Annotated in this window: 10 protein-coding genes; 3 read left to right on the forward strand and 7 right to left on the reverse strand. The window is 67.1% G+C overall.

Going from position 1 to position 13414, the window contains the following annotated elements:
• Nucleotides 1-58 precede the first annotated feature (58 nt).
• Nucleotides 59-790 (reverse strand): alpha/beta fold hydrolase, encoded by a 732-nt coding sequence (locus ACODSU_RS19490; RefSeq protein WP_488844096.1) that lies wholly within the window; start codon nucleotides 788-790, stop codon nucleotides 59-61.
• A 161-nt stretch (nucleotides 791-951) separates the two neighbouring features.
• Between ACODSU_RS19490 and ACODSU_RS19495 the strand changes: the two genes are divergently transcribed.
• The 3 genes from ACODSU_RS19495 (at nucleotide 952) to ACODSU_RS19505 (ending at nucleotide 8250) form a co-directional block, all read left to right on the forward strand.
• Entirely contained in the window at nucleotides 952-4449 is a 3498-nt protein-coding gene (locus ACODSU_RS19495; RefSeq protein WP_488844098.1) for a transglutaminase family protein, read from the forward strand.
• Between the two features lie 166 nt (nucleotides 4450-4615).
• Complete coding sequence (locus tag ACODSU_RS19500) at nucleotides 4616-7261, forward strand: circularly permuted type 2 ATP-grasp protein (RefSeq protein ID WP_488844100.1); 2646 nt, start codon at nucleotides 4616-4618, stop codon at nucleotides 7259-7261.
• Between the two features lie 2 nt (nucleotides 7262-7263).
• Nucleotides 7264-8250, forward strand: coding sequence for a transglutaminase family protein (locus ACODSU_RS19505; RefSeq protein ID WP_488844102.1), 987 nt, complete (start codon nucleotides 7264-7266; stop codon nucleotides 8248-8250).
• On the opposite strand, the gene ACODSU_RS19510 is transcribed toward ACODSU_RS19505, so the two are convergent.
• From ACODSU_RS19510 to ACODSU_RS19535, 6 genes are all read right to left on the reverse strand, one after another.
• Nucleotides 8216-9175 (reverse strand): alpha-E domain-containing protein, encoded by a 960-nt coding sequence (locus ACODSU_RS19510; RefSeq protein ID WP_488844104.1) that lies wholly within the window; start codon nucleotides 9173-9175, stop codon nucleotides 8216-8218. The genes ACODSU_RS19505 and ACODSU_RS19510 overlap by 35 nt on opposite strands.
• A 2-nt stretch (nucleotides 9176-9177) precedes the next feature.
• Complete coding sequence (locus ACODSU_RS19515) at nucleotides 9178-10710, reverse strand: circularly permuted type 2 ATP-grasp protein (RefSeq protein ID WP_488844106.1); 1533 nt, start codon at nucleotides 10708-10710, stop codon at nucleotides 9178-9180.
• Between the two features lie 93 nt (nucleotides 10711-10803).
• Nucleotides 10804-11985, reverse strand: a complete 1182-nt coding sequence (locus ACODSU_RS19520; RefSeq protein WP_488844107.1) for a zinc-binding metallopeptidase family protein — start codon at nucleotides 11983-11985, stop codon at nucleotides 10804-10806.
• A gap of 185 nt (nucleotides 11986-12170) precedes the next feature.
• Complete coding sequence (locus ACODSU_RS19525; protein ID WP_015015472.1) at nucleotides 12171-12488, reverse strand: BON domain-containing protein; 318 nt, start codon at nucleotides 12486-12488, stop codon at nucleotides 12171-12173.
• 166 nt (nucleotides 12489-12654) lie between these two features.
• Nucleotides 12655-13047 carry a hypothetical protein gene (locus ACODSU_RS19530; RefSeq protein ID WP_209818427.1) on the reverse strand — a complete coding sequence of 131 codons (393 nt, stop codon included), beginning with the start codon at nucleotides 13045-13047 and terminating at the stop codon, nucleotides 12655-12657.
• A 74-nt stretch (nucleotides 13048-13121) separates the two neighbouring features.
• Nucleotides 13122-13286 (reverse strand): DUF1328 domain-containing protein, encoded by a 165-nt coding sequence (locus ACODSU_RS19535; protein WP_010463174.1) that lies wholly within the window; start codon nucleotides 13284-13286, stop codon nucleotides 13122-13124.
• Between the last annotated feature and the right edge of the window lie 128 nt (nucleotides 13287-13414).

A 13414-nucleotide genomic window follows, 5' to 3' on the forward strand; every position in this document is an offset into this window, starting at 1 on the left:
CTTACTTGTCTGGGCCTACCTTTTGGCAACGTGCACTTCGTTGTTTAAACCGCCCGCTTCAAATCACGTCAATCCACCCGTTGCGGGCCAGCCACTGCACCAGCAAGCGGGTCACCACCTCGGGCTGCTCCATGGTCAGCATGTGGCCGCTGCCCGGCAGCAGGTGGTGCTCGGCGCCGGGCACCAGCGCCGCAATCTCTGCAGAACATTCGGGCGGCGTGAGCTGGTCGGCTGCGCCACACACCACCAGCACCGGGCAACTCACCTGCGGCAGGTGCTCCCGCGCATCGGGGCGGTGGATCACGGCACGGTTCTGGCGCACCAGGTGGTCGGGGCCCGCGTCCAGCACAAAGTCCAGATAGGCCTGCACCAGCTCCGCCTTGGCGGCGTTCACGGGGTGGAAGGCCAGGGCCACGTTGGGCTCGATGACCTCGCGCACCCGGCCCTGTTCAAACAGTTCGATGGCACCTTCGCGCAGGGCGCGCATGTCGGGTGTCTCGGGTCGCGCGGTGGTGCCCAGCAAGGCCAGCCCCGCAACCCGCTGCGGCGCCTGGCGCGCGGCCTCCATGGCGATCATGCCGCCCATCGACGCACCGGCCAGCACCAGCGGCCCCGCGTGCTGTGCCAGCAGCCGTGCGGCAAAGTCCTCGATGCGATGCAGGTTCACATCCTGGTGGGCGGTGGCGACCTCGGGGCGCAGCGCGGCGGGCAGCAGCGGCAGCACGCCGCGCCACATGCGTTCATCGGCGGCCAGACCGGGCAGGAGCAGAAGTTGGGGGGAGTGGGACATGGATGAAAAGAGGCATCACCAAGTTGGTGCGCGATGAGAAGCATGCAGACAGCCCCAGCAGCGGGGCACGGACCGCACATTGTGAACAGCCGATGGCCGCTTGTCACCGCCCCCGGAATAGTTGCCCGCGATGGCTCGGGACTTGCTAGCATGGCCTGCATATGCCCATCCACGCCGCGCTCCACCACGTCACGCATTACCAATACGACCGGCTGGTCGGCCTCGGGCCGCAGACCATCCGATTGCGGCCTGCGCCCCATTGCCGCAGCAATGTGATTTCGTACTCGCTCAAGGTCGAGCCCGCGCAGCACTTCATCAACTGGCAGCAGGATCCGTTTGCCAACTACCAGGCGCGACTCGTCTTCCCCGAGAAGACGCGCGAGTTCAAGGTCACGGTGGACCTGGTGGTGGAGATGGCGGTGTACAACCCCTTCGACTTCTTCCTGGAGCCCGAGGCCGAGCACATCCCCTTCAAGTACAGCAGCGATGTGCAGCAGGAGCTGGCGCCCTACCTGGCCACCGAGCCGATGACGCCGCTGGTGCAGGCATACTTGGACAAGATCGACCGCAGCAAACGGCGCACAGTGGACTTTCTGGTCAAGCTGAACCAGCAGGTGTCGCAGGACATTCGCTACCTGATTCGCCTGGAGCCCGGCGTGCAGACGCCCGAGGAGACGCTGCAAAAAGCCAGCGGCTCGTGCCGCGACTCGGGCTGGCTGCTGGTGCAGCTGCTGCGCCACCTGGGGCTGGCGGCACGGTTTGTGTCGGGCTACCTGATCCAGCTCACGCCGGACGTGAAGGCGCTGGACGGCCCCAGCGGCACCGACCACGACTTCACCGACCTGCACGCATGGTGCGAGGTCTACCTGCCAGGTGCAGGCTGGATTGGCCTGGATGCCACCAGCGGCTTGATGGCAGGCGAGGGCCACATTCCGCTGGCCTGCACGCCCCAGCCCTCGGGGGCCGCGCCGATTGAAGGCGGCGTGGACAAGGCCGAGGTGGACTTCAGCCACGAGATGCGCGTGACGCGTATTTACGAATCGCCCCGCGTGACCAAGCCCTACACCGAGGACCAGTGGCAGGCCGTGCTGGCGCTGGGCGAGCAGGTAGACGCTGACCTGGTGGCGGGCGATGTGCGCCTGACCATGGGTGGCGAGCCCACCTTTGTGGCCGTGGGCGACCGCGATGCGCCCGAGTGGAACACCGATGCCCTGGGCCCCACCAAGCGCGGCTTTGCCACCGAACTCACGCACAAGCTGCGCGCCGAATACGGCCAGGGCGGTTTTTTGCACTTTGGCCAGGGCAAGTGGTACCCCGGCGAGCAGTTGCCGCGCTGGGCGCTGTCGATCTGCTGGCGCGCCGACGGCCAGCCCGCGTGGCAGAACCCTGCGTTGTTTGCCGACGAGCGTGATCCCTCGCACTACACCAGCGCCGACGCCGAGCGCTTTGTGCACCACCTCACGCGCAAGCTGGGCATCACCGACCGCTACATACAGCCGGGCTACGAAGACACCTTCTACTACCTGTGGCGCGAGCGGCGCCTGCCCATCAACGTGGACCCGTTCGACGCGCGCCTGGACGATGAGCTGGAGCGCGCGCGCCTGCGCCGCGTGTTCGAGCAAAAGCTCGACAGCGTGGTGGGCTATGTGCTGCCGCTGCAGGCGGGTGTGGGTGCGGGCACGCTGGCGGGCAGCGTGTGGAGCACCGGGCCCTGGTTCTTCCGCGACGACCGCATGCTGCTCATCCCCGGCGATTCGCCCATGGGCTACCGCCTGCCGCTGGACGCCCTGCCCTGGGTGAAGGCATCGGACACCGAGCACCTGATCCCGCAAGACCCGACGGCATCGCAGGGCCCGCTGCCCGCTGCGACCACGCTGCGGGCGCGGTATTCCGTTCCAGCGGGCCCGGTCACCGGCGACCGCGATCTGCCCTACCTGGCGGGCGCCACCGCCCCGGGCGAGGCCCGGCGCGTAACGCAGGGCAATGCGGGTAGTGACAACGCACGCCAGGCCGGGCAGCCCGATCCGCATGCGGGTACGCAGCCTCCAGGCAAGTTCCAGTCGGCCGCAGGCCTGTCGCGCACCGCCCTGTGCGTGGAAGTGCGCGACCCGCGCCGCGCGAGCGGCCCCAAGGCCGAGAAGGTGGGCGAAAAGTACGGCGTTTTGTACGTCTTCATGCCCCCGCTGGCGCGCCTGGAGGACTACCTGGACCTGCTGGCGGCCATCGAGGCCACGGCCGAAGAACTGGGCATGAAGATCGTGCTGGAAGGCTACCCGCCGCCCCGCGACGCACGCCTGAAGGTGCTGGCCGTGACGCCCGACCCCGGCGTGATCGAGGTGAACATCCACCCCGCCAGCCACTGGAAGGAGCTGGTGCAGCACACCGAGTTTCTGTACCAGGCCGCGTGGGAGACCCGCCTGTCGGCCGAGAAGTTCATGACCGATGGCCGCCACACCGGCACCGGCGGCGGCAACCACTTCGTGATGGGCGGCGCCACCCCGGCCGACTCGCCGTTCTTGCGCAAGCCCGAGCTGCTGGCCAGCCTGCTGCTGTACTGGCACAACCACCCGAGCCTGAGCTACCTGTTCAGCGGCCTGTTCATTGGCCCCACCAGCCAGTCGCCGCGTGTGGACGAGGCCCGCAACGACCAGCTCTACGAACTGGAAATCGCCCTGCGCGAGATCGAGGCCAACCGCGCGATCTATGGCCAGGACATGCCGCCCTGGCTGGTGGACCGCACGCTGCGCAACATCCTGGTGGACGTGACGGGCAACACGCACCGCAGCGAGTTCAGCATCGACAAGATGTTCTCGCCCGACAGCAGCACCGGCCGCCTGGGCCTCTTGGAGCTGCGCGCCTTTGAGATGCCGCCCCATGCCCACATGAGCGTGGTGCAGCAGTTGCTGCTGCGCGCCCTGATCGCCCGCTTCTGGAAAGCGCCCTACCGCGCCCCCGCCGCCCGTTGGGGCACCGAGCTGCACGACCGCTGGATGCTGCCCACCTTCATCCAGCAGGACATGCACGATGTGGTGGCCGAGATGAACGCCGCAGGCTACGCGTTTGACCCCGCCTGGTTTGCGCCGCAGTTCGAGTTCCGCTTCCCCATGGTCGGCACGGTGAAATCGATGGGCGTGGAGCTGACCCTGCGCAACGCGCTGGAGCCCTGGCATGTCATGGGCGAAGAAGGCTCTGCCGGTGGCACGGTGCGCTATGTGGACTCGTCGCTGGAGCGCATCGAGGTGCGCGTGACGGGCATGAACGAAAGCCGCCATGTGGTCACCGTCAACGGCCAGCCGCTGCCGCTGCAAAGCACCGGCACCACCGGCGAGTTTGTGGCCGGTGTGCGCTACAAGGCCTGGAACCCGCCCTCTGCCCTGCACCCGACCATTGGCGCGCATGCACCGCTCACGTTCGACATCGTGGACACCTGGATGAACCGCTCGCTGGGCGGCTGCCAGTACCACGTGGCGCACCCGGGTGGGCGCAACTACGACACCTTCCCGGTCAACGCCTACGAGGCCGAAAGCCGCCGCCTGGCGCGCTTCTCGCGCATGGGCCACACGCCGGGGCGGCTGGCGGTGCCGCCTGCGACGATTGAGCTGCCGGGCAGCCGGGAGTTTCCGTTCACGCTGGATCTGCGGCGCAAGATGCGGCCGTAGGAAAGCCACCCCCTGAGTCGCCTGCGGCGCCTTCCCCTTGAAGGGGGACGACGCCCTCGCTGCGGGACGGCCCTTGCTCGGCGTCCCTGGCATCGGTCGCGCCGGTTTCGACGGGTGCGGGTAACCCGCAGAGTGCCGGAGACCAAATGCCCGAAAATCGAGCGCAGTGAACCATCTCAACGACAGCCTTCCCCCTCCCGACCCTTCCGACAGCGCGGCCCAATGGGCGGCTGCGCTGGCGCCTGCTGCGGCGGCCGGGCATTTTGACGAGTTGCGGGGTGCCCGTGTGCCGGACGACTCCAGCACGGCCACCGCAGCATCAGCTCCTAAATCAATAGCAACCAACCCAAATATCACTAGCGCCTGGGCCCAATTTTTTGATCAATTAGGTCCAGAAGGTTTTCAGGATCTGGACCGGCGCATGCAGAGCCTGCAGCGGCAGGTGCGCGACAACGGCATCACCTACAACGTCTATGCCGACGCCGACGGCCCGCAGCGGCCCTGGTCGGTGGACCTGTTCCCGCTGATCCTCTCGCAGGGCGACTGGGCGCACATCGAGCGCGGCGTGTTGCAGCGCGCGCGCCTGCTCGACCGCGTGATGGCCGACGTGTACGGCCCGCAAGAGCTGCTGCGCACGGGCCTGCTGCCCAGCGCGCTGGTGCAGGGCCACCCGGGCTATCTGCGCGCCATGCACGGCGTGCAGCCCGTGGGCGGCACCCATTTGCACATCGCGGCGTTCGACATGGCGCGCGACGCGCAGGGCGACTGGTGGGTGGTCACGCAGCGCACGCAGGCGCCCTCGGGCCTGGGGTATTTGCTGGAAAACCGGCTGCTCATCTCGCGGCTGTTTCCCGAGGCGTTCAGCCAGATGCATGTGCAGCGCCTGGCCGCCACCTACCGCGCGTTGCTCGACGGGCTGCGGCAGATGAGCCCTGCGGGGGCCGATGCGCGCATCGTGCTGCTCACGCCCGGCCCGTACAACGAGACCTACTTTGAACACGCCTACCTGGCGCGCTACCTGGGCCTCACGCTGGTGGAGGGCAACGACCTCACGGTGCGCGACGCGCGCCTGCACCTCAAGACCCTGCACGGCCTGCAGCCGGTGCACGGCATCCTGAAGCGCCTGGACGACGAGTTTCTAGACCCGCTGGAGCTGCGCAGCGACTCGCGCCTGGGCGTGCCCGGCTTGCTACAGGCCATCCGCGCGGGCAACGTGCTGGTGGCCAATGCGCCGGGCTCGGCGTTCCTCGAATCGTCGGCGCTGCTGGGCTTTATGCCCGCGCTGTCGCGCCACCTGCTGGGCGAAGAGCTGGCCCTGCCGTCGCTGCCCACCTGGTGGTGTGGCGAACGCTCGGCCATGCAGGCGGTGCTGCCGCAGCTCGCGCACAGCGTGATCCGCCCCACCTGGCCCATGGCGCAGCGCGTGCCTGTGTTGGGCGGCGCGCTGTCGGCGCAAGACCTGATGCAGTGGTCTGCGCGCATCGAAGCGCAGGGCGATGAATACACCGTGCAGGCCCACCTGCCGCTGTCGCAAATGCCCACCTGGCGCACGAAGGACACGGAGGATGCCGCGCCGAATAGCAGCCCCATCGCCCCCCGCTCGGTGATGCTGCGCGTGTTTGCAGTGTGTGATGGCCCGGGCTCCTGGCGCGTGTTGCCGGGCGGGCTGGCCCGCCTGGCCCAAGGCGACAGCGGCATCACATCCATGCAGCGCGGCGGCAGCAGCGCCGATGTGTGGGTGCAAACCGATGGCCCCGTGGACACCACCACGCTGCTGGCCCACAACCAGGCCGCGCCCGCCGTGGTGCACCGCAGCCGCCAGGTGACCAGCCGCGCGGCAGAAAACCTGTTCTGGCTGGGCCGCTACACCGAGCGCACCGAGAACGTCACGCGCCTGGCGCGCATCACGCTGCAATGCCTGAACGGCGAGGACCAGACCTCGCAACCGCTGCTGGCTTGGCTGAGCGCCATGGGCGTGAGCCAGGGGCTGGTGCTGCCCACGGTGCCGGCGGCGGGGCAGGCGCGGCGCGTGTTCGAGCGCTCGCTGATCGCCGGGCTGACGCAGCCCGCTCAGGTGACCAGCGTGGGCTTCAACCTGCGCGGCATTCTGGGCGCCGCATCGGCCGTGCGCGACCGCCTGTCGCAAGAGCACTGGAACCTCATCGTGCGGGCCGAGGCGGAGTTTTTTGCGCCCCGCACCGGGGCCGAAGACGACGGCGACTATTCGCCGCTGGATGCGCTGCGCCAGTTGGAAGTGCTGAGCGGCCACACCGCCGCCATGACCGGCCAGCAGACCGACCGCATGACCCGCGACGACGGCTGGCGCCTGCTCTCCATTGGCCGCCATCTGGAGCGCCTGGGCTTTCTGGCCTCGGCGCTGGAAAGTGGCCTGCAGACCGGCGCCGTGCACGATGAGGGCGGCTTCGAGGCCATGGTGGCGCTGTTTGACAGCACCATCACCTTCCACGCGCAGTACCAGCAGCGGCGCGACATGCCCGCCCTGCTGGACCTGCTGGTGATCGACCGCGACAACCCCCGCTCGCTGGCCTGGGTGGCGCAGACGCTGCGCGGGCGCATCGCCAAGATCGAAGCGGCTGCGGGCACGCCCGGCGAATCCGCCGCCACGGGTATCCCTGAGGCATCCGACCTGTCGCTGGCGGCCCTGTGCGCGCTGGATGCCGAGGGCCGCCATGCCGCGCTGGAGGAGTATCTGGGCCGCTGTGTGCGGGGCGTGTTGGGACTGTCGGATGTGCTAGCCACGCGCTACTTCACCCACTCCATCGATGCGTTGCGGCACAGCGTAGGAGCTTGACCATGAAGCTGCGCGTCATCCACGAAACGGTGTACCACTACACCCCCACGGTGCAGAACGCCCAGCACATGGCCCATTTGCGCCCGCGCACCGGCATGGTGCAGCGCGTGCTGACCCACAGCCTGCAGGTGGACCCCGCCCCAACCCAGTGCAACATGGTGCAGGACGTGTTTGGCAACACCCGCACATTCTTCAGCCTGCCCTTCACCCACGAGCAACTGCGGGTGCGCGCCGAAAGCCTGCTGGAGACCCTGCCCGTACCCACAGCACCGCCCGGCGAGCCCTGGGAGGCCGTGCGCGAGCGGCTGAGCTACCGGCGCGGCCAGCCCTACCACGCGGCCACCGAGTTCAGCTTTGCCTCGCCCTATATCCCCCGGCACGCCGACTTTGTGGCCTATGCCACCGAGAGCTTTGCGCCCGGCCGACCGCTGATGCAGGCCGCCAGCCACCTGATGTCGCGCATCCATGCCGACTTTGCCTACACCGCCAATGCCACCGACGCAGGCACGCCCGCGCTCGAATCGCTGCGGCTGCGCCGGGGCGTGTGCCAGGACTTTGCCCACGTGATGATTGGCTGCCTGCGCAGCCTGGGCCTGGCAGCCCGCTATGTGAGCGGCTACCTGCTGACCGAGCCCCCGCCCGGACAGCCCCGGCTGGCGGGGGCCGATGCCTCGCACGCCTGGGTGTCGGTGTGGTCACCGGCAGCCGACGAAAGTGATGGCGCATCAGACAACAACACCTGGTTTGACCTGGACCCCACCAACGACCGCGCGGCGGGCGAGGACTATGTGACCCTGGCCATCGGCCGCGATTTTTCGGATGTGTCGCCGCTGCGCGGCGTGATCCACGGCGGCGACCACCATGTGCTGCAGGTGGGGGTGACGGTGGAGCCGGTGCCCGAAGCCACGGCCGCTACTGCTGCGGCCGCTGCACTGACTGCGTCAGACGCACCCCTCACACCGCCGCAGGCACCAGGAAGTCCCGGCTGATCCGCGCCCCCAGGTCGTTCACCCGCTCCAGGAACTGGGTGAGGTAGGCGTGCAGGCCATGGGTCAGGATCTCATCGATGCGCGCGAACTTGAGGTGCGCCAGCAGCCGCCCCGCGTGCCGCTGGGTCTCGGCCGACTGGCCGCTGCCCAGCATGTCGAGGTTGCCCAGCACCTCTTTCATGCAAGCGTGCAGTGAGCGGGGCATGTCAGCACGCAGGATCAGCAGCTCGGCCACACGTTCGGGCGTGATCACGTCGCGGTACACCTTGCGGTAGGTCTCGAAGCCCGACACGCTGAGCAGGATGGCGCTCCAGTGGTAGAAGTCGTAGTCTTGGTCCTGCGCCGTGGCCGCGCCCATGAAGTCGCTCTGCACCGCGTGAAACTTCACATCCAGCAGCCGCGCCGTGTTGTCGGCCCGCTCCAGAAAGGTGCCCAGGCGCATGAAGTGCAGCGCCTCGTCCTGCAGCATGGTGCCCACCGTCACACCCCGCGAGAGGTGCGAGCGGAACTTCACCCATTCGAAGAATCGCGCCGGGTCCTGCTCCAGAGCACCGCTGGCGATCAGGCGGTTCACTTCGAGCCAGGTCTGGTTCTGGATCTCCCAGGCCTCGGTGTTGAGCGCACCGCGCACGGCCCGCGTGTTCTCGCGTGCAGCCTGCAGGCAGGCCACGATGGACGACGGGTTGGACGGGTCCTTGACCATGAAGTCGAGCACCTTGGCGGGCGTCACCTCGCCTTGCTGGGCGGTGTAGGCGGGCAGCAGCTCGCTGATGGACAGCAAGCCCTGCCAGCCGAGGGTGGCTACCTCGGTCGATTGGGGTAGCAACGCACTCTGGTAGTTGACGTCGAGCATGCGTGCGGTGTTCTCTGCCCTTTCGGTGTAACGGGCCATCCAGAACAAATGATCGGCGGTGCGGCTCAGCATGGTCATTCCCTGCCTTGGCGTTGTGTTTGCATGGGCAGGGACGAGGCCTGCGCTGCCGCAGGCTGGTCGCCCAGCACCCAGGTGTCCTTGGTGCCCCCGCCCTGTGATGAATTGACCACCAGCGACCCCTCCTTGAGCGCCACGCGCGTGAGGCCGCCCGCCACCATCTGCACCTTCTGGCCGCTGAGCACAAAGGGCCGCAGGTCGATGTGGCGGGGTGCAATGCCGTTGTCCACATAGGTGGGGCAGCTGGAGAGGCTGAGCGTGGGCTGGGCGATGTAGCCGTCGGGCTTGGCGATGACTGCGGCGCGGAAAGCGTCGATCTCGGCCCGGGTGGCTGCAGGGCCAATCAGCATGCCGTAGCCGCCCGCGCCATGGACTTCCTTCACCACCAGTTCGTGCAGGTGATCCAGCACGTACCGCAGGTCATTCGGCTTGCGGCACATCCAGGTGGGGACGTTCTGCAGGATGGGCTCCTCCCCCAGGTAGAAGCGGATCATGTCCGGCACATAGGGGTAGATGGATTTGTCGTCGGCCACGCCCGTGCCCACGGCGTTGCAGATGGCGACATTGCCTGCCCGGTAGGCGGCCATGAGCCCCGCACAGCCCAGGGTGGAGGTGGGGCGGAAGACATCGGGGTCGAGAAAATCGTCATCCACGCGGCGGTAGATCACATCCACCCGCTGCAGGCCGCGCGTGGTACGCATGTACACAAACTGGTCCTTGACCACGAGGTCCTGCCCCTCGACCAGTTCCACGCCCATCTGCTGCGCGAGGAAGGCGTGCTCGAAGTAGGCGCTGTTGTACATGCCGGGCGTCAGCACCACCACGGTCGGGTCCGCTGCGCCTGCCGGGGCGCTGGCGCGCAGTGTGTCCAGCAGCAGGTCCGGATAGTGCGCCACCGGTGACACCTGGTGCTGTGCGAACAGTTCGGGGAACAGCCGCATCATCATCTTGCGGTCTTCGAGCATGTAGCTCACGCCGCTGGGCACGCGCAGGTTGTCTTCCAGCACGTAGTACACGCCCTCGCCCGACGCATCCGGCGCACGTACGATGTCGATGCCGCTGATGTGGGAGTAGATATCGAGCGGCACATGAACGCCGACCATCTCGGGCCGGAACTGGGCGTTGCGCAGGATTTGCTCGGCGGGCACGATGCCGGCGCGCAGGATGTCCTGGCCGTGGTACACGTCGTGAATGAAGCGGTTGAGCGCCGTGACCCGCTGCACCAGGCCGCGCTGCATGTGCGCCCACTCCTGCTGCGGAATGATGCGCGGGATCAGGTCAAAGGGGATAAGCCGCTCGGTGCCCGCGCCGTCCTCGTCCTTGGCGCCGTACACGGCAAAGGTAATGCCCACGCGCCGGAAGATGACCTCGGCCTCGGCGCGGCGCGCCTGCATGGACTCGGCGCTCTGGCGCGCCAGCCATTGCGCAAACCGCGCATATTGGGGCCGAACATCGCTGCCCGCCCAGCCTGCCGCACCGTCCAGGCCGGCCAGGGGCAGCCGGGTAACCATCTCGTCGAACTTCTGCATGAGAGCCAATCTCCTGCAAGCCCTCAAGCAAGTTCCAGGCCGTTTTCATGCCCAGCGGATGGCATGGCCGCCAAATTTCAGCCAAACCGCCTGCTAGCGCCGGTCTTTATTGGCTGATTTGCTATTCTTTTTGATATTTTGATGGGCAGCAGGTGGGGCTGGCGGAACGGGGGCCGGAGAGGCCACAGGGGCCGGCCGTGCGGCGGCCTCGCGCACCATGTCGTGCACAAAGCGCAGCTTGGCCAGCACCGCGCTCGCCAGCGCAAACGGGTAGGCGTCGGGCTGCCCCAGGCTGCGTGTGAGGCTGTTGAGCAGCAGCGTCAGCGGCACCAGGTGCTGCACCATGGACTGAAAGTCAGGCGCCGGACTGGCAAAGGGGTCGATGGCGCTGCTGCGCTGTGGGCCGTAGATGCCAGGGATCGTGACCTCGGTGGCATAACTGGCCGAGGTTTCCAGCAGGTCGATCATGTGCAGGTAGTGCGCCCAGGTTTCGGCCCAGTCTTCCCAGGGGTGGGCGGCGGCGTAGGCGCTCACATGGTGGTCGGCCCAGTCGTTACCGTCATTGCCCTTGGCATAGTGCGCCTCCAGGGCCGCTGCATAGTCCTGGCGCTCGTCACCAAACATCTGGCGAAAGTCATCCAGCCGCCCACCATCGCGCACCAACTGGTCCCAGTAGAAGTGGCCGGACTCATGGCGCAGGTGGCCAATCAGCGTACGGTAGGGCTCACCCAGCGCGATGCGGCGGCGCGCACGCTCATCGTCATCGGCCTCGGCCACGTTGAGGGTGATGGTACCGTTCTTGTGGCCCGTCAGCACGGGCGGGCCGCCCGGCACCTCGGCCAAAAACTCAAACACCGGGCTCGTGCCGCCGGGCGCAGGCTCCAGCCCCAGGCGGGCCAGGCTGTAGAACAGCCGCCGCTTGGCGGCTTCGATCTGCATCCAACGCCCCATGTTCGCAGGCTCGGACAGGTCGGGCATCACGCGGGTCTGGCGGCACGACACACACAGCTCGGTGAAATCGTGGACGGGTATCGCAAAGTTGCAGGCTTGGTGGTCCGTGTGGTTGCGGCACATGCGATACAGGCGCCCGCTGGAATGGGCATCGCCCTGCCTGCCCCGGCGGCGCCACAGGTCGGCACCGTCCTGCGGCGCAGGGGTCAGCGCGGCGATGGTCAGCGCATCGGGCAAAAACGCCAGCGCGCTGCCGCAATGCAGACATTGCACGCTGTCAAAAAACACCAGATGACCGCAATGGTCGCAATTGAATACGCGCATGGTGTGGAGCTTATACCCCGTGGCCCGGAGCAAGGTGAATGAACAGTGCAGGCTCCACCCCATACAGCAACAGGGGGTGGCCCCATGAAAAAAAACAGGCCCCGGGACATGCCTGGAGCCTGCTTCAGGGGGTGCGCCATTGCGCAGGGCACTAAGCCCACGCATTAGGCACAAGCCCCTTACGGTCAGGGACGCACAACGATGCTGTTGCGCACTTCGCGCACATGCTTGGTGTTGCGGGCAATGTTTTCAGCCTGGTTCTTTTCGGTCTGCGACTTGGCAAAGCCCGACAGCTGCACCGTGCCGTTCAGCGTTTCCACGCTGATGGAGGTGGCGGACACGTTCTTGTCTTCGGCCATCTTGGCCTTCACGGCAGCGGTGATGCCGGCGTCATCCACATAAGAACCCACAGTCTGCTGTTCGCGAGCCACCGAGCAGCCCGTGGCCGTAACGATGGTGATGCCAGCGACTGCGGCGAAAGCGAGGGCACGTGCGTATTTCATGGTGTTTTCCTTGTTCAAGAATGGTTGGGAACGCGGGTGCTGGGACATATTCAATCCACCGGTCTGTTGCACCCTCCGCGACCGGCGGACTGTGGGAAAGGGGCCAAAAAGATCATCGCTGGCAGCGCACCGGCGGACAAACGCCAGCACCACCCACCTTCAACGCTCAGTATGCATCGCGGCGGCGCGACATCCACATCGCCACGGTGGCCAGCAGGGCACCCGATGCGGCGGCAATCACCAGCGACTTGCCGGGCTGCTCGGCCACGTACTTGCTGGTGGCTTCGGCCGCCTGCTGCATCTGGCGGCGTGCACGCGCGCTGGTCTCGGCGCAATAGTCAATGCTGCGGGCGGCCAGGTCCTGGGCACGGGCGGCCAGGTCGTCAATGGCGGGGTCGGCCTGGCGGCGCAAGGCACGCACGCTGGCTTCGGCCTTGTCGAGCGACTGGTCTGCGGCAGCACGGGTGGTCTGCACAGCCTCTTGGGCGCTTTGCAGCACGTCATCGGTGAGGTTGCGAACGCCGGTCGTCACTTTGTCGGTTGCGGTCTGAAGGCTCATCAGAAAACTCCTTGGGATATGCAAAAGGGGAATGCGCGAGGGGGTGGGGCAAAGGCCGGGCCGTCAGGCCAGGCTTACCCCTTTTTGAGCAGACCCAGCACGAAGGTGACCACGGCCATGATCACGAACACAAAGAACAGAATCTTTGCGATGCCCACGGCGCCGGCAGCAATACCGCCAAAACCGAAGAGGGCTGCAATCAGCGCGATCACCAGAAAAACAACTGCGTAGTGCAACATTTCCATCTCCTTATGGGTGGCCGGCTTGCCGGCAGATCGGGTGGCGCCAAAACCTCAGCGCCTGGGGTCAACTGTAGGTATCGCCCGCAGCCCTGAATGCCGGTGTGCGGCGCGCCCCCGTGTCGGCG

Source organism: Acidovorax sp. FG48 (assembly GCF_057809085.1).